17 protein-coding genes are annotated in these 17216 nt (G+C 67.7%); 10 read left to right on the top strand and 7 right to left on the bottom strand.

Features of this window, described 5'->3' with window-relative positions; all coding sequences use genetic code 11:
• Positions 1 to 176 precede the first annotated feature (176 nt).
• Positions 177 to 1352: a DUF2786 domain-containing protein gene (locus NN4_RS36840; protein WP_147140861.1), complete on the bottom strand. Its 1176-nt coding sequence runs from the start codon at positions 1350 to 1352 to the stop codon at positions 177 to 179.
• Between the two features lie 198 nt (positions 1353 to 1550).
• On the bottom strand, positions 1551 to 2429 hold the full coding sequence (locus NN4_RS36835) for a helix-turn-helix domain-containing protein (protein ID WP_147140859.1): 879 nt from the start codon (positions 2427 to 2429) through the stop codon (positions 1551 to 1553).
• 129 nt (positions 2430 to 2558) lie between these two features.
• On the opposite strand from NN4_RS36835, the gene NN4_RS36830 reads away from it, so the two are divergent.
• Together NN4_RS36830 and NN4_RS36825 are read left to right on the top strand one after the other, a co-directional pair.
• Complete coding sequence (locus NN4_RS36830) at positions 2559 to 3350, top strand: SDR family oxidoreductase (RefSeq protein WP_147140858.1); 792 nt, start codon at positions 2559 to 2561, stop codon at positions 3348 to 3350.
• A 1-nt stretch (position 3351) separates the two neighbouring features.
• A complete protein-coding gene (locus tag NN4_RS36825) occupies positions 3352 to 4419 on the top strand; it encodes an NAD(P)H-dependent amine dehydrogenase family protein (protein WP_147140857.1) in 1068 nt (355 codons plus the stop codon).
• 2 nt (positions 4420 to 4421) lie between these two features.
• Here NN4_RS36825 and NN4_RS36820 read toward each other — a convergent pair whose 3' ends face one another.
• Both NN4_RS36820 and NN4_RS36815 read right to left on the bottom strand, forming a co-directional pair.
• Positions 4422 to 5654, bottom strand: coding sequence for an alpha-hydroxy acid oxidase (locus NN4_RS36820; RefSeq protein ID WP_147140855.1), 1233 nt, complete (start codon positions 5652 to 5654; stop codon positions 4422 to 4424).
• Positions 5651 to 6427 (bottom strand): SDR family NAD(P)-dependent oxidoreductase, encoded by a 777-nt coding sequence (locus NN4_RS36815; protein ID WP_147140854.1) that lies wholly within the window; start codon positions 6425 to 6427, stop codon positions 5651 to 5653. The genes NN4_RS36820 and NN4_RS36815 overlap by 4 nt, the downstream gene beginning before the upstream one ends.
• A 210-nt stretch (positions 6428 to 6637) precedes the next feature.
• On the opposite strand from NN4_RS36815, the gene NN4_RS36810 reads away from it, so the two are divergent.
• Genes NN4_RS36810 through NN4_RS36785 form a run of 6 tightly spaced genes read left to right on the top strand, consistent with a single transcriptional unit; the run spans position 6638 to position 12835 of the window.
• Positions 6638 to 7975 carry an L-fuconate dehydratase gene (locus tag NN4_RS36810; protein ID WP_147140851.1) on the top strand — a complete coding sequence of 446 codons (1338 nt, stop codon included), beginning with the start codon at positions 6638 to 6640 and terminating at the stop codon, positions 7973 to 7975.
• On the top strand, positions 7972 to 9069 hold the full coding sequence (locus NN4_RS36805) for a sugar ABC transporter substrate-binding protein (protein WP_147140849.1): 1098 nt from the start codon (positions 7972 to 7974) through the stop codon (positions 9067 to 9069). The genes NN4_RS36810 and NN4_RS36805 overlap by 4 nt, the downstream gene beginning before the upstream one ends.
• Entirely contained in the window at positions 9066 to 10562 is a 1497-nt protein-coding gene (locus NN4_RS36800; protein ID WP_147140847.1) for a sugar ABC transporter ATP-binding protein, read from the top strand. Before NN4_RS36805 ends, NN4_RS36800 begins: the two co-directional genes overlap by 4 nt.
• Positions 10559 to 11590, top strand: a complete 1032-nt coding sequence (locus NN4_RS36795; protein ID WP_147140846.1) for an ABC transporter permease — start codon at positions 10559 to 10561, stop codon at positions 11588 to 11590. The genes NN4_RS36800 and NN4_RS36795 overlap by 4 nt, the downstream gene beginning before the upstream one ends.
• Positions 11591 to 11592: 2 nt before the next feature.
• Positions 11593 to 11928 carry an L-rhamnose mutarotase gene (locus tag NN4_RS36790; RefSeq protein WP_147140844.1) on the top strand — a complete coding sequence of 112 codons (336 nt, stop codon included), beginning with the start codon at positions 11593 to 11595 and terminating at the stop codon, positions 11926 to 11928.
• On the top strand, positions 11921 to 12835 hold the full coding sequence (locus NN4_RS36785) for an aldo/keto reductase (RefSeq protein WP_147140842.1): 915 nt from the start codon (positions 11921 to 11923) through the stop codon (positions 12833 to 12835). The genes NN4_RS36790 and NN4_RS36785 overlap by 8 nt, the downstream gene beginning before the upstream one ends.
• A gap of 14 nt (positions 12836 to 12849) precedes the next feature.
• On the opposite strand, the gene NN4_RS36780 is transcribed toward NN4_RS36785, so the two are convergent.
• The gene (locus NN4_RS36780; protein ID WP_147140841.1) at positions 12850 to 13518 is read right to left on the bottom strand and encodes a FadR/GntR family transcriptional regulator; all 669 of its coding nucleotides are present in this window, start codon (positions 13516 to 13518) and stop codon (positions 12850 to 12852) included.
• 40 nt (positions 13519 to 13558) lie between these two features.
• Here NN4_RS36780 and NN4_RS36775 point away from each other — a divergent pair, with 40 nt between their 5' ends.
• Entirely contained in the window at positions 13559 to 14440 is an 882-nt protein-coding gene (locus NN4_RS36775; protein WP_147140839.1) for an amidohydrolase family protein, read from the top strand.
• Positions 14437 to 15321, top strand: a complete 885-nt coding sequence (locus NN4_RS36770; RefSeq protein ID WP_147140837.1) for a fumarylacetoacetate hydrolase family protein — start codon at positions 14437 to 14439, stop codon at positions 15319 to 15321. The genes NN4_RS36775 and NN4_RS36770 overlap by 4 nt, the downstream gene beginning before the upstream one ends.
• Positions 15322 to 15323: 2 nt before the next feature.
• On the opposite strand, the gene NN4_RS36765 is transcribed toward NN4_RS36770, so the two are convergent.
• Positions 15324 to 16373: an aminotransferase class V-fold PLP-dependent enzyme gene (locus NN4_RS36765; RefSeq protein ID WP_147140834.1), complete on the bottom strand. Its 1050-nt coding sequence runs from the start codon at positions 16371 to 16373 to the stop codon at positions 15324 to 15326.
• Between the two features lie 191 nt (positions 16374 to 16564).
• Complete coding sequence (locus tag NN4_RS36760; RefSeq protein ID WP_147140832.1) at positions 16565 to 17209, bottom strand: MBL fold metallo-hydrolase; 645 nt, start codon at positions 17207 to 17209, stop codon at positions 16565 to 16567.
• Between the last annotated feature and the right edge of the window lie 7 nt (positions 17210 to 17216).

Here is a 17216-nt window from a genome sequence, read left to right as displayed (position 1 = left end):
CCTTCACGAAAGCCCCCCAGCACAGCTGGGGGGCTTTCGTCGTTTCCAGACCACCCACGCGAAAATCCGCACCCTGTCTCGGGATTCGTACCGATTGCAGGGGTCCAGAGTCAGTGCGTTTCCAGAGAGAGAGTGCGGCTGAGCGCCGGACTGAACAGCGGTGAAGGCGGCTTGAGTTACTTCCGAAGGGGGCGGCGGGCTCCGAGTTCGGCGGTCTCGGCCGCTGCGCGTCCATCATCCCAGCCGTTCGCATTGGGAATGGAGACACCGCGATTCCGGACTTCCGGGAACAGCGAATCGAATGCTTTGTCCACCTGCAACTGACGGGAAGCGAGCACCGGCAGTAACCGCGCGGAATCCGCTGAGGTGGCGATAGTGCTCTCGTTCGCAACTGCCAACCGCTCACCGATCCGCGTGGCATAGGCGATGAGGAACGATTTCCGGTACGAACGACTCCGTGAGTCGGCGCTGCGCTCAGCCTGGTTACCGCTGGCGATCATTGCTCTGGTCGCTTGTACGAGCAATGAAGTCGTCAACAGCTCTACGACATCCAGATCGTTCTCGTCTCCGACGACCGTCATGAATCCCCAGGCCGACGAGAAGATCGCCCGGCAACGATTGGCTTTGGTGACCACATCGACCAACAACGCCTTGGCGTCGACGTACGGCGTATCCAGCCAAATCCGGCGGGCACCAGGCAGATCCGGTACGGAGGCGTCCGTGTCGACCAGCACGCGGTCCACCGCGTACTTGGTCATCAACTCCTGTGCTTTCGCCGACAGCGTCTCCGCCTCTTCCGGAAACGATGTCGACTCGGCTTTCGCCAGCAACCCCCGCACCCGACTCAGTATCTTCTCGTCCACATGGTGATGACCCGCGGCACTCGGTCGCGCGGTCCCGGGCAGCGGGCGGATGAGCTCCAACTTCGGCAGCCGGATCAACAGCGCCAACGCCTCGACCACGGTGGTGAGCGCTTCCTCCGCGGTCAGCAGATGCTTCACCGCCCATTGGCCGAGGTGCGGAGCGGACTCCGACCACCACACCGCCGCATCGAGCTCCTCGAGCTGCGCACGCCACGTCTCGTCTACCGACGCGGCGGCGAACGGGCGCATGTACCCGGCGATCACATCGGTCAGCAGCGCTACCGCATACTCGTCGAGATGCCGCCGCGCCGCCTGGTGCACGTCCTCGGGCAGCCAGCCGTACTGAAAGATCCGCGAGATGATGTGCTGCCCTGCAAGGTGCGCACCGTGCTCCACCTGCGGCGTCAACGCCCCACGCCCGACCAGCGCGGTCGCGCAACGCTGCGCAGCAGTCGCAACGCCTTGCGCGAACTCCATGGCGGCAGCCATCACCGCATTGGCGATCTGCTCCGCATCCGCCGGCGCTGCGGACCCCTGCGCAGACCAGAAACCCGCGCCGCCGGACGGACCACTCTCCGGTCGACGACCCGACCGCTTCCGCCGATTCTGATTACCGATGCCGTCACCTCCGTCCCAGTGTCTGTTCTGCAACGATAGGGCAGTCCACGAACGCCACCGGCACATGGGTCAGCGGTGTGGAGCACCAGAAAGAGCCGCAGTCAGCTGCCTCGCCGCATCGAGGGTCGCCGAAATATATTCATCGCGTTCAGGTTTGGCTACCTCCGCGCGTAGCGGTCCGAGCTGCACCTCGTAGGCGGCGGTACCGGTGGCATCGAAGACCGGGGCCGCCAGATAACTCAATGCCAGCGCATCATCGGAGTCCAATTCACTCCTGGTGAACGGCCGCGACGTGAGTGCCGCGAGCTGGCGGAGTGCGCGCGTGCGCAGATGTGGTTGCAGTAGGTCGGATCCCACGGCGCCGAGCAGATCGGCCAGCAGGTCGACTAGGCCCGCGTCATCGGCGCGTGGCCGGAAGACCGCGACTCCGCGTTCCCGGACGACGGCGAGCAACGTGCTCGCGGTGCGCCGGTCCGCACCGGCGGCGGTCGCGGTCCAGGCATTCTGTTCGCTCGCTGAACGCCAGGGCATCACACTCGCCCCGGCCGGGAACTGCAACGGAATGCGATGCCCGACCGGTATTCCGGGGACCACGCGGTGCGTGCCGTGCCGGACGTCGAGAACGGTCAGGCGATCGGGCTCGATGCGACTGAACGTCGCACCCGATCCGGTCCGTTCGGCGAGTTCCGCGAGCACCGTGCCGACGCCGGAGGGGAGCGCCGCACCGTGCAGGCCGGCCAGGGCCGGGCCGATTGCATAGCCGCGATGGGGATCCCGGCCGACCCAACCGGCCGCGTCGAGCTCGGTGAGGATCGCGGTGGCGGTGGCGCGGGCGATGTCGAGCCGTTCGGCGATCCCGGCGACGCTGATCGGCTCGGTCGACGTCGCGAGCAGCGAAACGATGTCGATGACGCGGCGCGTCGGCGGTGACGTCGAGCGGTCCGGCATGACGGAACCTCTTGTTCTGCTCGGTTGGGCGACCTACGATGTGTCGAATATTAGAGCATTAGTCGTCGAATATTCGACGCCTGGCCGATGGGATCGGCGGGAGTTGTCTACGGCGCGGATGGAGCGCGAATGATTCTGGATCGATTCCGCATAGACGGACAGGTCGCCGTGGTGACCGGTGCAGGCCGTGGCCTGGGTGCCGCGATTGCGGTCGCCTTCGCGGAGGCTGGCGCGGACGTCGTCATCGCCTCGCGCACCAAGAGTCAATTGGACGAGGTAGCCGCAAGGGTGACCGCAGCTGGACGCCAGGCGCATGTGGTCCCGGCGGACCTGAGCGATATCGAGGCGACCGCGGCACTGGCCGGTATCGCGGTGGAGCGCTTCGGCCGGTTGGACATCGTGGTCAACAATGTCGGCGGCGCGATGCCGTGCCCCCTGCTCGACACCACCCCGCAGGCCCTGGTGGACGCGTTCAACTTCAATGTCACCAACGCGCACGCACTCGTCCGCGCGGCGGTGCCGCACATCCTCGAAACCGCCGGTGGCGGTTCGATTCTCAACGTCACCTCGACCATGGGCCGGTTGCCCGGCCGCGCGTTCGCGGCGTACGGCACCGCCAAAGCCGCGTTGGCGCACTACACCAAACTCGCTGCACTGGACCTGAACCCGCGCATCCGGGTGAATGCCATTGCCCCCGGCTCGATCCTGACCTCAGCGCTGGAGATCGTCGCGAGCAACGATGCGATGCGTACCGAACTCGAAACCAAGACGCCGCTGCACCGCCTCGGTGAACCCGAAGACATTGCCGCAGCCGCGCTCTACCTGGTCTCCCCGGCGGGCAAGTACCTCACCGGCAAGGTGCTCGAACCCGACGGCGGCCTGATCGCCCCCAACCTCGACCTCCCGATCGGGGACCTGTGACATGACCTATCGCGTAGTGCAGTGGGGCACCGGCAATGTCGGCAAACATGCCCTGGCAGGTGTCATCGCCAACCCCGACCTCGAGCTGGCCGGCGTCTGGGTATCGGGCCCGGCCAAGGACGGTATCGACGCGGGAACCCTTGCGGGACTGGATGATCCGGTAGGCGTCGCCGCATCGATGGATACCGACGCGATCCTCGCGGCCCGACCCGACTGCGTCGTCTACTGCTCGATGACCGACAACCGTCTGATGGAGGCCCTCGCCGACCTGCGGCGAATCCTCAGCGCCGGAATCAATGTCGTCGCCTGCGCCCCGGTGTTCTTCCAATACCCCTACGGCGTCCTGCCCGACGATCTGCTGAAGCCGGTGCAAGAGGCTGCGGCACAAGGCAATGCGTCGCTGTGGGTCAATGGCATCGATCCGGGTTTCGCAAACGACCTACTGCCGCTGGCGCTCGCGGGCACCTGCCTGCGCATCGATCAGCTGCGCTGCATAGAGATCGTGGACTACGCCAGCTACGACAACCGCGAAGTCATGTTCGACATCATGGGTTTCGGTAAACCACTGGACGACATCCCGATGCTGCTCCAGCCCGGTGTGTTGTCGCTCGCCTGGGGCGGCACCGTGCGCCAGCTCGCCGCGGGCATCGGTGTCACTCTCGACGCGGTCACCGAGACCTACCAGCGGATTCCGGCCGACCGCTCCTTCGACATCGCCACCGGCCACATCGCCGAGGGCACCGCAGCTGCCCTGCGTTTCGAGGTGCGCGGCATGGTCGGCGCAGAGCCCGTCACGGTCCTGGAGCACGTCACCCGGCTGCACCCCGACCTCTGCCCGGACTGGCCGCAACCGGCCCACCACGAGGGCTCGTATCGGGTCGAGATCACCGGCGAACCCAGTTACGCAATGGATCTGGTCACGTCGAGCCGCAACGGCGACCACAACCACGCCACCCTGCTCGCCACCGCCATGCGCATCGTCAACGCGATCCCCGCCGTAGTTCGAGCGCCCGCCGGAATCCTGACCGCCTTGGATCTGCCGCTGATCACGAAACCCGCACAGCGCTAACCCTATTCTCGCGGGCGGTACCGCTCGAGCAGGCGCACATGCCCCGGCTCGAGCTCCTCGACCGAGCCGACGCCGAGCAGCTTCATGGTCCGCACGATCTGGGTACGGAGAATCTCGATCGTGCGGTCCACGCCCGCCTCGCCGCCGGCCATCAGCCCGTACAGGTAGGCCCGGCCGACGAGGGTGAACCGCGCGCCGTGTGCGAGAGCGGCGACGATGTCGGCGCCGTGCATGATGCCGGTGTCGAGGTGGACTTCCAGGTCATCGCCCACCTCGCGCACCACCGCGGGCAGCAGGTGCAGCGGTACCGGTGCGCGATCCAATTGCCGCCCACCGTGATTCGACAGGATGATGCCGTCGACGCCGAGCCCGGCCAGGCGTTTGGCGTCATCGACCGTCTGCACGCCCTTCACCAGCAGCTTGCCCGGCCATTGCGCCCTGATCCAGGCCAGATCATCGAAGCCGACGGTCGGGTCGAACATGGCATCGAGCAGCTCGGCGACCGTCCCCGACCAGCGGTCCAGCGATGCGAAGGCCAACGGTTCGGTGGTGAGGAGGTCCCACCACCACCATGGCCTGCGCAGCGCATCCACCGCGCCGCTCAGCGTGATCGAGGGCGGCACCGTCATGCCGTTGCGGACGTCGCGCAGCCGGGCCCCCGCTACCGGCACATCGACCGTGACGACGAGCGTGTCGAAGCCGGCCCGTGCGGCGCGCTCGACCAGCGCCAGGGAACGGTCTCGATCGGTCCACATGTACAGCTGAAACCAATGGCGCGCGTTCGGTCCGGTGCCCGCGGCGACATCCTCGATGGCGGTCGTCCCCATGGTGGACAGCGTGAACGGGATGCCCGCGCGTTCGGCGGCGCGCGCCCCCGCCAGCTCGCCCGCCGTGTGCATCATCCTGGTGAACCCGGTCGGCGCGATACCGAAGGGCAGCGCGGCCGTTTTACCGAGTACCTGAACCGTGGTGTCGGCACTGCTGACGTCGCGCAGGATCGCGGGCCGGAACTCGATGTCGGCGAACGCCTCCCGGGCGCGGGCGAGGCTGATCTCCGCATCGGCCGCGCCGTCGGTGTAATCGAACGCGACCTTGGGAGTACGTTTGCGGGCCAGCTCACGCACGTCCCAGATCGTCTGTGCGCGAGCCAGTTTGCGCTCCCGGCCGCCGAACGGCCGCTCGAATTTGACCAGCGGTGCGAGGTCTCGCGGTCGGGGCACCCGGCGCGCGGTCATCGGTGCGCCCCAGCGACCTGTGCCGCCGCCCGCAGGCGTAGTGAATGCATGCCGCCGTCGACCTCCAGCATCGTTGCGGTGATGGACGACGCCGCCGGTCCGGCCAGATACGCCACCGCGCTCGCGACTTCCGCGGCGGTGACGAGACGCCCGTGCGGCTGCCGTGCTTGCAGCGCGGCCATTTCCGCGCCGGGATCCGCGCTGCTCGCCAGCAGCCGCTGCACCCAGGGCGTGTCGACGGTCCCCGGATTGACGCAGTTCACTCGGATGCCGTCGTGGAGGTGGTCGGCGGCCATCGCGCGCGTCAGCGACAGGATCGCCCCTTTGCTCGCGCTGTAGACGGCGCGATCCGGCAGCCCGGTGGTGGCCGCGATCGAGCAGATGTTCACGATCGCGGCGGCCGGTGACCGGCGCAGGTGGGGGAGCGCGGCGCGGGAAACGCGCACCGTGCCCAGGACATTGACCTCGAACACCCGCCGCCACTCGTCGTCGGTGTGGTCGGCGATGGTGCCCTGTGCGCCGATGCCCGCGTTGTTGACGAGGATGTCGAGCCGGCCGTACTTGTCGACGACGCCCGCGATGGCATTGCGGACTGATTCGTCATCGGCGACATCGCAGCGCAGGGCGATCCCCGGGGTGTTGCCAGGGTGCAGATCGAGCACCGCCACTCGCGCGCCTGCCGCCGCCAAGGTCTCGGTGACGGCCATTCCGATGCCGGACGCACCACCGGTGACCACTGCTACCAGCCCGTCGAACGTGCTTTTTACCGACATACCGCCCACCTTCTCACCTCGGTTCCGGTGCGATAGCTCGACCCGGACAGATCCGATGTTTAACACTGGCGAACATAACACCGATCGCGGGTATTCGCGCGAGATTGCCACTGCGCAACCAGGATTGACGGATTTTCCATCTCCCATTGCGCAAGCAGACATCCGATGTATAGTCGTGACCCAGATCACTATCTGGAACGAGGATCACCCATGGCGCACCTCACGGCGCTGGACACGTTAGACGTCCGGTTCCCGACCTCGCGCGAGCTGGACGGCTCGGACGCGATGAATCCCGACCCCGATTATTCGGCGGCCTACGTGATCCTGCGCACCGACGATCCGGCGGGCCCGCAGGGCCACGGCTTCGCGTTCACCATCGGCCGCGGTAATGATGTGCAGCGCGTCGCCATCGAATCGCTGGCGCACTTGGTAGTCGGGCGATCGGTGGCCGAAATCGCCGGGAACCTCGGAGGATTCGCCAGATCCCTCACCGCCGATTCCCAGCTGCGCTGGCTCGGTCCGGAAAAGGGCGTCATGCACATGGCGGTCGGTGCCGTGATCAACGCCGCCTGGGATCTCGCAGCGAAACTCGCCGGAAAACCGGTGTGGCAGTTGGTCGCCGAGATGTCCCCCGAGGAGATCGCCGACCTCATCGACTTCCGCTACCTCACCGATGCGCTCACCCCCGGCGAGGCGCTGGCGATCCTGCGCCGTGCCGAACCGGGCAGGCAGGAGCGCATCGCTCGGCTACTGGACACCGGGTATCCGGCATACACGACCTCGCCGGGCTGGCTCGGCTACTCCGACGAGAAGCTCGCCCGGCTGGCCAGGCAGGCGGTGGCCGACGGTTTCGGCACCATCAAGATCAAGGTCGGCCGCGACGTGGACGAGGACGTGCGCCGGGTCAAGGTCGCCAGGGAGGCGATCGGACCCGACATCGGACTGGCGGTCGACGCGAACCAGCGCTGGGACGTCGACGTCGCGGTGGACTGGATCTCCCGGCTCGCGTCGGCGAATCCGGCCTGGATCGAGGAGCCGACCAGCCCGGACGACATCCTCGGCCACGCCGCGATCCGCCGCCGCGTCGCGCCGGTGCGCATCTCGACCGGCGAGCACGGGCAGAACCGGATCTTGTTCAAGCAGCTGTTGCAGGCCGGGGCCGTCGACCTCGTGCAGATCGACGCGGCCAGGGTCGCCGGTGTCAACGAGAACCTGGCAATCCTGTTGCTGGCGGCCAAGTTCGGTGTGCCGGTGGTGCCGCACGCGGGCGGCGTCGGTCTCTGTGAGCTGGTCCAGCATCTCGCGATGATCGATTACGTGGCGATCACCGGCACCACCGAGGACCGCGCGATCGAGTTCGTGGACCACCTGCACGAGCATTTCCGTCATCCCGTGCGCGTGGTCGGCGGCCGTTATCTAGCACCGCGTGAGCCCGGTTTCAGCGCCGAGATGCTACCCGCGTCGCTGCGCGACTACACCTATCCGTCCGGCGCCGCGTGGCAGGCGGATCCGCAAGCCCGCTCGTTCCAACCGCAGGAGAACTCATGAAAACCGCCAGCATCATCGGCGTAGCCCTCGGCGCGACCCTGATCATTTCCGCGGGCGCCGCGTGTACCAGGGAACCCACCGGCACCGGTGACAGCGCACCCGCCGTCACCGTTGGTAGCGGCGCGGACAACGGCGTCCTCGTCGGTGCCGATCAACCCCGCTCGGACTCCGACTTCTGGAGCGCCTACGCGGGTTATCTGGGACCGAAAGCCGCTGCCGCGGGGGTGAAGCTGGAGAACACCTCCTCCGACAACGACGCCAACCGGCTCAAGTCGAACGTCGACACTTTGCTGTCCAAGAACGTGAAGGCGCTCATCATGGCCCCGCAGGACACCGCCGCGGTCAAGCCCGCCCTCGCCGCGGCGGCCGCCAAGAATGTGCCGGTGGTCAGCGTCGACACCCGGCCCGACAGCGGCGGGGTGTACATGGTGGTGCGGGCGGACAACCGCGCCTACGGCACCAAGTCGTGTATCTACCTCGGCGAAACCTTGAAGGGCACCGGCAAAGTCGTCGAATTCCAAGGTGATCTGAGTTCGATCAACGGACGCGATCGGTCCGAAGCGTTCGCCGAGTGCATGAAGACGCGGTATCCAGGCATCAAGGTGATCGAGATCCCGACCGACTGGAAGGGCGATCGGGCCGTCTCGGGCCTCCAGGACAAACTACTGACCGATCCCGACATCAACGGCATCTACATGCAGGCGGGCGGCGTGTTCCTGCAGTCGACCCTGGCTTTGCTGCGGCGCAGCGACAAACTGGTGAAAGCCGGTGCGCCGGGCCACATCACGATCGTGTCCAACGACGGCATCAAGGCCGAGCTGGACGCCATCGAAGCCGGCGAGATCGACGCCACCATTTCCCAGCCCGCCGACCTGTACGCGCAATACGCGACCTTCTATGCCAAGGCCGCCGTCGACGGCCGCAAGTTCACCCCGGGACCCACCGACCACGGGTCCACGATCATCGACACCGGCGTCGGCGGGACCCTCGAAGATCAGCTGCCCGCCCCGGTGGTCACCCGAACCGGCGGCAAGGTAGGCGAACTCGACACGCTGAGTACCTCCGCGCCCGGCCTGTGGGGTCACGGCGGATGACCGGCGAACCGATCGCCGAGGCGATCGACGTGTCGAAACGCTTCGGCCGCAATGTGATCGCGCTCGACAAGGTGGGGCTCCGGGTGGCGGCGGGCCGGACGCACGCGCTGGTCGGCCGCAACGGTGCCGGAAAATCGACCCTGGTATCGATCCTGACCGGACTCACCACGCCCGACGCGGGGGAGGTGCGGTTCAACGGAGTTCCGGCGCCCTCGCCGGCCGACCGGGACGCCTGGCGCTCCCGGGTGGCGTGCGTGTATCAGAAGTCGACGATCATTCCCGAACTGTCGGTGGCGGAGAACCTGTTCGTCAACAGTCAGGGGTTCGGCGGCCGAATCATCAACTGGCGCAGAGTCCGTGGCCGGGCGCGCGAGCTGCTCGACACCTGGTCGGTGCCGGTCGATGTCGACACCGTCGCCCGCGATCTGTCCGTCGAGCATCGGCAGCTGGTGGAGATCGCGCGTTCCCTCTCGCACGGTGCGCGTTTCATCATCCTGGACGAGCCGACCGCCCAGCTCGACGGACCTGCGATCAAACGATTGTTCAGCAGGATCACCGACCTCCAAAAGCAGGGCGTCACCTTCCTGTTCATCTCCCATCACCTCGATGAGACCTACGAAATCTGCCAGGACATCACCGTTTTCCGGGACGCCAGACACGTGGTGACCGCGCCGGTCGCCGAGCTCGGCAAGAAGGCGCTCGTCGCGGCGATGACCGGCGATTCGGTCGAACTCGCGACGCCGGCCGCGCGGCGCGATCCCGTGGCTGCGGACGCACCGACGCTGCGGGTCGACGGACTCTCGCGGGCAGGCGAATTCGCCGACGTGACGTTGTCGGTCGGGCCGGGGGAGATCGCCGGCCTCGCGGGTGGTGGCAGCAGCGGCCGGATCGAGGTCGCCGAAACCATTGTCGGACTCCGCAAGGCGGCCACCGGCTCCGTCTTCGTCTCCGGGAACCGGCTGCACCGCAACGGTGTTCGTGCCGCGCTCGACGCCGGCATCGGCTTCGTGCCGCGGGACCGGCACGAGGAGGGGCTGATCCCGGAGATGAGCGTCGCCGACAACGCCACGCTGACCGTGCCACGCCGGCTGGGGCGCCTCGGGCTGCTGTCCCGGCGCACCCGGAACGCGGTGGCGGGCAAAGCCATCGGCGACCTGGGCATCAAGACCGAGGGCCCGGACCAGAGCGTCGCCGAGCTGTCGGGTGGCAACCAGCAGAAGGTGGTCTTCGCTCGCGCGCTGGCCACCGACCCCGCCGTGCTGGTGCTGATCACGCCGACGGCGGGTGTCGACGTGCGGTCGAAGGAAACCCTGCGCGGTGTCGTGCGCGACGCCGCCGACCGCGGCACCGCCGTCCTGGTGGTGTCGGACGAACTCGACGATCTGCGCGACTGCGACCGGGTACTGGTGATGGTGCAGGGCCGGATCGCGCGGGAATTCGAGAAAGGCTGGGGCGACAAAGAACTCGTCGCCGCGATGGAAGGACTGTCATGATCCCGATCGCTACCGGGCGCGAACCCGCGACCAGCGCGTCCCCCGCGACCCGGCGGTGGCCGGGGACGGTGCGCTGGGGTGCGCTACGCGACTTCCTGCTCGTGCCGCCGATCCTGCTGGTCCTGGTGGTCGGCTACTTCATCAACAGCAACTTCGTCTCCTCGGCCAACCTCACCAATGTGCTGACCGCGATGAGCGGAATCGCGCTCATCGTGCTGGCCGAGGTGCTGGTGCTGGTGGTCGGCCGGATGGACCTGTCGCTGGAATCGACCTTCGGGCTCGCTCCCGGCGTCGCCATCTGGGCGACCATGGGCACCGCGAAGGTGGGCGCCTACACCTGGACCTCGCCGTGGATGGCGATTCCAATCGCGCTGCTCGTCGGTCTCGCCGTCGGCGCGCTCAACGGCGTGCTGATCGTCCGGTTCGGCTTGAACGGCTTCATCGTCACCCTGGCGATGCTCATCGCCTTGCGCGGACTGCTGACCTTCCTCACCGAAGGGTTCACGCTGACCAAGATTCCGCCGTCGGTCGAATGGCTCGGCAACACCGACATAGTGGGCGTGCCGGTGGACGTGGCAGTCTGTCTGGCCTTGTTTGCCCTCGGCTATTTCGTCCTCACCTATACGACGGCCGGCCGTGCCCTCTACGCCGTCGGTGGCAACGAGGCCGCCGCGCGGGCCGCTGGTATCCGCACCGATCACGTCGTTATCGCCGTGCTGGTCGTGGCGGGTGGGCTCGCCGCGGTCGGCGGGCTCATCTACTCGGGGCAGTTCGCCAGCGTGCAGGTCAGCCAGGGTGACGGGATGATCTTCCAGGTGTTCGCCGCCTGTGTGATCGGCGGAGTGGCGCTCAACGGCGGGCGGGGTTCGGTGCTCGGCGCGTTCTTCGGTGTGCTGATCCTGACGTTGATTCAAAAGCTGCTGTCCTACGGTGGCGTCAGCGCCGACTCGCTCAAGTTCATCAACGGCGCGCTGATCCTGGTGGCCCTGGTGATCACTCGCATCGCCAGCGGACGACGGCAGGAGTGAGCGTGCGAATCGCGTTGCACACCAAGCTGAAACCCGGGGCCGAGGCAGCTTACGAGGCGGCACACCGGGCGGTGCCGGCCGAACTCGTCGCGGCCATCAAGGACGCCGGGGCCACCTCCTGGACGATTTGGCGCAGTGGCACCGACCTGTTCCACGTGATCGACTGTGCCGCCTATGATTTGCTGCTCAGCCAGTTGGCTGAGTTGCCTGTCAACGTGGCGTTGCAGTTGCAGATCAACGAGTACCTGGAAGGGACGCACGACTACTCGGCGACGGGAGCCGCCGCGACCCTGCCGGTGGTGTGGGAGCTGAATCCGGCGGGTGACGCCGATGAATGACGTAGCCGACATCGTCCTCGGCGGCGCGGGTTACGCGGGCCTGTTCCGCACGGTCGGCGAGGCCGAAGCCCAAGCGGGCATCGCGGCCGCGTGGGACGCGGGCATCCGCGCCTTCGACACCGCGCCACACTACGGCGCGGGCAGCAGCGAGGAACGTCTCGGCCGGTTCCTACGGTCGCGCTCCGAGTACACGGTATCGACAAAAGTGGGGCGGCTGCTCTACGAGGACCCGCTCGCACCCGATGGTGTCGATGACTTCTACGGCGCACCGAAACGCGCACGCTGCCGCGACTATTCGGCTGCGGGCGTGCGGCGTTCACTGGAGGACTCGCTGGAGCGCCTCGGCCTGGATCGGGTCGATCTGCTGCTGATCCACGACCCGGACGACTACCAGGAGCAGGCCCTTGCCGAGGCAGTGCCCGAATTGGCGCGGATGCGCGCCGCAGGGATCGTCTCCGCGATCGGCGTCGGCGTCAACGACGCGGATGTCGCACTGCGCTTCGTACGGGAAACCAGCATCGACCACGTGCTGATCGCCGGCCGGTATACGTTGCTGGACCGGCGGGCCGAAGCCGAGCTACTCCCGGAGTGCGCCCGCCGGGACGTGCGCGTGCTGGTCGCCGGTGTGCTGAACAGCGGAATTCTGGCTGATCCTTGGCACAGAACGACTTTCGACTATCGGCCCGCGCAGCAGCAGATCGTCGAACGGGCACAGGCGATGGCGCGGATCTGCGCGAAATACGATGTCGCGCTGCGGGCGGCGGCATTGCAGTTCGCCCGGCGCAACCCGGCGGTCGCCGCCACTGTCATCGGCGCGGGCACTGCGGCGGAGGTCGCAGACACCATCGCGATGCTGAATACGACAGTGCCGGAAGACCTCTGGTACGAACTGGACCGGTGCCTGTGATCGGCCGTCAGCGCTCAGCCGGCGGCGCGGCGCAGCCACTCCATGACACCCGCCACATGGGCCAGGGCCCTGGCGTGCGCGAGTTCGGGATCGTGGGCGGCGATCGCGTCGCAGATGCCGCGGTGCTCAGCAACGGTGCGCTCGAACGCGCGCTCCTCGGTGATGCCGCGCCAGATCCTGGCCCGCATGGTCGGCAGCGACAGCGACTCCAGCAGGGAGGCAAGCACTTTGTTGCCGGAGGCGGCGGCGATGGCGGCGTGGAACTCGAGGTCCAGCGTCACCAGCTCGGTCACCGACGACGTCTCGGGCTCGACCAGGGTGCGCAGATGCGCGATCTGGTCCTCGGGCATCGCGCGTGCGGCGAGTGCGGTGGCGGCGGGTTCGAGGATGCGCCGGATGGCGAGAATGTCGAGAACCGAGTCGTCCTGGTGGAATTCGAGCAGGAAGCTCATCGCGTCGAGCAGCGACTTCGGCTCCAGGCTGGCCACGTAGGTGCCGTCGCCCTGCCGGACGTCCAGGATCCGGACCAGCGAGAGTGCGCGGACCGCCTCCCGCAGCGAGTTGCGCGAAACGCCGAGCTGCGCGGCGAGGTCCGCCTCGCGGGGCAGTCGCGCGCCCGGCTCCAGATCGCCCGAGATGATCATCGCCTTGATCTTCGCTATCGCGTCGTCGGTAACCGACACCTGTTTCCTTCGCCCTCGAGGATGTGAACGTATGCCTCCGATGACTGTAGACTCACATGTTCATGTTTGGCGGGTAGACGGCGGAGAATTCGGCGTCGAGTACGACTGGCTGACCGAAACATCCGATGTTTTGCACCGAAACTACGCGCTACCGGATATCGAGCCGGAGCTGTCGGCGCACGGGGTCGGCGCGGTCGTGCTGGTGCAGGCCGCCGATTCACTGGCCGAGAATCGCGCGCTGCTGGCCGCCGCGACGGCGACGCCGCACCCTGCGGCCGTGGTCGGCTGGCTGCCGCTGCACCGGCCCGAGGTCGTCGCCGCCGAACTGCCCGCGCTACGCGCCCATCCCGAGTTCGTCGGCGTCCGGCACATGATCCACCGCGATCCGGACCCGAAATGGTTGCTGCGGCCCGAGGTTTCGGCGGGTCTCGCGCAACTGGCCGAGGCAGGGCTCGTTTTCGACGCGGTCGCCGAACGACCTGATCTGCTCGCGCAGGTGCCGGTAATCGCGCGGGCACACCCCGAACTGACCATCGTGCTGGACCATCTGGGCAAACCGCCGATCGCGACCGGTGACTGGCAGCCTTGGGCCGACCTGCTCACCGAAGCGGCCGCGCAGCCGAATGTGGTCGCCAAGATCTCCGGTCTGGCCACGGTTTCCGGCCCGGAGATCAGCGCGAAAGCGTGGCAGCCCTACGTCGACCACGCACTGGCGGTATTCGGTCCCGGACGGCTGATGGTCGGCGGTGACTGGCCGTTCACGCTCACCGCCGCGTCGTACCGGACCGTGTGGCGGACCACGCTGGACACCCTCGCCCACCTCGCGCCCGCCGACCGCATCCAGGTGCTGACCGAAGTCGCCTGGCGCACTTACCAACTACCGCTCGCACCGACCTGGATGACCGAAGGAGAACCCGAATGAAGTTGCAGCGTATCGGCGAAGTGGGCGCGGAGCGGCCGATCGTCGTCGACGGCGAGCACGCCTACGACCTGCGCGCGCTCACCGGCGACATCGACGGCGACTTCCTCGCCGCGGGCGGCATCGCGGCCGTCGCCGAAGCGCTTGCGGCGGACCGGCTTCCCCGCATCGACATCGCCGGACAGCGCATCGGCGCCCCGATCGCGCGGCCGCAGGCGCTGTGGTGCGTCGGCATGAACTACGCCGCGCACGCCGCCGAATCGGGCTCGGCGCCGCCGCAGACGCCCGTCGTGTTCTTCAAGACGCCGAACACGGTGGTCGGCCCCTACGACGACGTGCTGATCCCGCGCGACTCCGCGAAAACGGACTGGGAGGTGGAACTCGCGGTGGTGATCGGCCGGCGGGCCCGCTATCTCGACTCGGTCGAAGACGCGCCGAATCACATTGCGGGGTACACCATCTCGAACGATGTCTCCGAGCGTGCGTTCCAGCTCGAACAGTCGGGCGGCCAGTGGTCGAAAGGCAAGTGCTGCGAGACCTTCAACCCGCTCGGCCCCGCGCTGGTGCCGCGCGACCGGCTCGATGCGGGCAACCTGCGCTTGCGTTCTTTCGTGAACGGCGAGCCCCGTCAGGACTCCAGTACCGCCGACCTCATCTTCGGCGTCGACTACCTGGTCTGGCATCTGTCCCAGTACGCGGTGCTCGAACCCGGCGACATCATCAACACCGGAACCCCTGCGGGCGTGGCACTTTCCGGTCGTTATCCGTACCTGCGCGACGGTGACGTGGTGGAGGTCGAGATCGAGGGGATCGGCCGGGCCAGGCAGCGCTGCCGCGACGCGGTGTGGGCATCCGCGGCAGCGCCCGCTCCGGTGCAGGCCTGAGGTCACTCGGCGGCAAGAACCTCTAGCGCTCGGTCGACCTCCTCAGCGGTGTTGTACAGGTGGAAAGCGAACCGCAGCCCGCCATTGCGCGCGGAGGTGATGACATCGGCCTGCTCCAGGCGCCCTGCCGCATCGCCCGCACCGGGAAGGTTGACGATCGGCGAACGGGTGGGCACCAACGGCAGGCCGAGTTCGGTCAGTCCGGCGCGGAAGCGGTCGGCCAGCGCGAGGTTGTGCGCGTGGATCTTCTCGAGCGTCAACTCCTCGATCAGCGAGAGCCCCGCGCTCGCCGCAGTCACCCCCAGCCAATCGGGCGTGGAATCGAAGCGCCGGGTGGTCTTCGGCAGCTCGACCGGGTTGTACAGCTCGGCCCACGGGTCGGCCGCCGCGTACCAACCGGGTCCGACCGGCCGGATCGACTCGAGCGCTTCGGGTCCCGCGGCGAAGAACGACACGCTGCGCGCGCCGATCAGCCACTTGAACGTCGCGCACACCCAGTAGTCGGCGTCGGCGAAGCTCAGCGGCAGCCAGCTCGCCGCCTGCGTGGCATCCACCAGCAGCCGGGCATTGTGCGCCCGCGTGGCGGCCCGCAGCGTCGGCAGATCGGTGATCCGTCCGTCCGCCGACTGCACCACGCTCACCGCGACCAGCGCGGTCTCCGGCCGCACCTCCTCGGCCAGCCGCTCCAACGGCACCACCCGCACCGCGAGATCACCCCGGTGCAGGAACGGCATGGTGACCGAGGCGAATTCACCCTCGGCCACCAGCACCTCGGCCCCGGACGGCAGCGCGACCGCGATCGGCCCGATCAACTGCGAAGCGGCGCCACCGAGCGCGATGTCGTCCGGGGTAGCACCCGCCAGCAGACGTGCGAACCCCTCCCGCAACCTCGGCACCAGTACGTCGTTCGACATCGGACCACCTCGCCCCGCCGCCCACCGCTCGCTCGCCTCCTGAACGGCGACCAGCGAACGCGCGGACGGCAGCCCGAACGAGGCGGTATTGAGATAGGTGACTTCGGTCGAGAACTCATCAGGCGCAAGGGAGGACATAGTAGGAGCATCCGCCGCCGAGCCACACCGGTACAGCGCCAGCACCCTGAAACTGGACCGAAATGTGCCGCCGAGCCGACGGTCGTACGGCTTCGCACGCGAGGACGTCGAACTCGTCGCGGTAGGCGAAGAGAGCCGTCCGGAAGGCTGGTGCGGCGGCCCCGCATCGTCGGCGGGGCCGCCGCGTGCGTCTACTCCTTCGGCGGATCGGCGAGCAGACCGCCGCGTGCTTCGGCGACGCACTCGGACCATGCGCGGTCGCCGAGTTCGATGACGCCCTTGTCGCTCATGAAGGCGCTGGAGACGATGACGTCCGGCTCGAGTCGGGCGAGGGCGTCGAGGGTGGCGAGGAGGGTGTCGCGGTCGCTGTGGCCCTCGATGTAGCCGGCCCACCACTTGCCGTTTTCGCCGAGGACGAGGGTGTCGCCGGTGAAGAGGTAACGTTTGCCGTCGATGGTGGCGAGGTAGCAGGCGCTGCCGGGGGTGTGGCCGGGGGTGGGGATCACCTCGAGGCCGGCGATCGCGGTGTGGCGGGTGTCGAAGGCGTCGTCGACGGGGGTGTCGGTGACCATGACCGCGTCTGCTTTGTGGATGTGCAGCTTTGCGTCGAAGCGTGCACGGACGGTGGCCAGGGACGAGGTGATCTCGTCGCGATGGCTCAGGTAATGGTGGGCGACACCGCCGAGCTCGGCCATCTTGTCGAAGTCCTCGGGGAAGGTGGTGTTGTAGAACAACACATTTCCCTCGGGGGTCGTCCAGAGGTAGGCGTGGGTGTTCAGACCGGGGAACGGGCTGAGGGTCTCGGTCTCCCAGAGGTTGGGGACGATCTGGTGCATGGTGTGC

Source organism: Nocardia ninae NBRC 108245 (genome assembly GCF_007990755.1).
GTDB classification, from domain to species: domain Bacteria; phylum Actinomycetota; class Actinomycetes; order Mycobacteriales; family Mycobacteriaceae; genus Nocardia; species Nocardia ninae.
Note: the sequence above shows the minus strand (reverse complement) of the source record. Positions and strands in the feature narration are given on the sequence as shown.

Bases quoted from the DNA above. Each gene is read 5' to 3' on its own strand.
- NN4_RS36830 (WP_147140858.1), top strand. From the start codon at position 2,559: ATGATTCTGGATCGATTCCGCATAGACGGACAGGTCGCCGTGGTGACC.
- NN4_RS36785 (WP_147140842.1), top strand. From the start codon at position 11,921: ATGAATGACGTAGCCGACATCGTCCTCGGCGGCGCGGGTTACGCGGGC.
- NN4_RS36825 (WP_147140857.1), top strand. From the start codon at position 3,352: ATGACCTATCGCGTAGTGCAGTGGGGCACCGGCAATGTCGGCAAACAT.
- NN4_RS36805 (WP_147140849.1), top strand. From the start codon at position 7,972: ATGAAAACCGCCAGCATCATCGGCGTAGCCCTCGGCGCGACCCTGATC.
- NN4_RS36815 (WP_147140854.1), bottom strand. From the start codon at position 6,427: ATGTCGGTAAAAAGCACGTTCGACGGGCTGGTAGCAGTGGTCACCGGT.
- NN4_RS36800 (WP_147140847.1), top strand. From the start codon at position 9,066: ATGACCGGCGAACCGATCGCCGAGGCGATCGACGTGTCGAAACGCTTC.
- NN4_RS36760 (WP_147140832.1), bottom strand. From the start codon at position 17,209: ATGCACCAGATCGTCCCCAACCTCTGGGAGACCGAGACCCTCAGCCCG.
- NN4_RS36820 (WP_147140855.1), bottom strand. From the start codon at position 5,654: ATGACCGCGCGCCGGGTGCCCCGACCGCGAGACCTCGCACCGCTGGTC.
- NN4_RS36810 (WP_147140851.1), top strand. From the start codon at position 6,638: ATGGCGCACCTCACGGCGCTGGACACGTTAGACGTCCGGTTCCCGACC.
- NN4_RS36775 (WP_147140839.1), top strand. From the start codon at position 13,559: ATGACTGTAGACTCACATGTTCATGTTTGGCGGGTAGACGGCGGAGAA.
- NN4_RS36765 (WP_147140834.1), bottom strand. From the start codon at position 16,373: ATGTCCTCCCTTGCGCCTGATGAGTTCTCGACCGAAGTCACCTATCTC.
- NN4_RS36840 (WP_147140861.1), bottom strand. From the start codon at position 1,352: ATGGCTGCCGCCATGGAGTTCGCGCAAGGCGTTGCGACTGCTGCGCAG.
- NN4_RS36835 (WP_147140859.1), bottom strand. From the start codon at position 2,429: ATGCCGGACCGCTCGACGTCACCGCCGACGCGCCGCGTCATCGACATC.
- NN4_RS36795 (WP_147140846.1), top strand. From the start codon at position 10,559: ATGATCCCGATCGCTACCGGGCGCGAACCCGCGACCAGCGCGTCCCCC.
- NN4_RS36770 (WP_147140837.1), top strand. From the start codon at position 14,437: ATGAAGTTGCAGCGTATCGGCGAAGTGGGCGCGGAGCGGCCGATCGTC.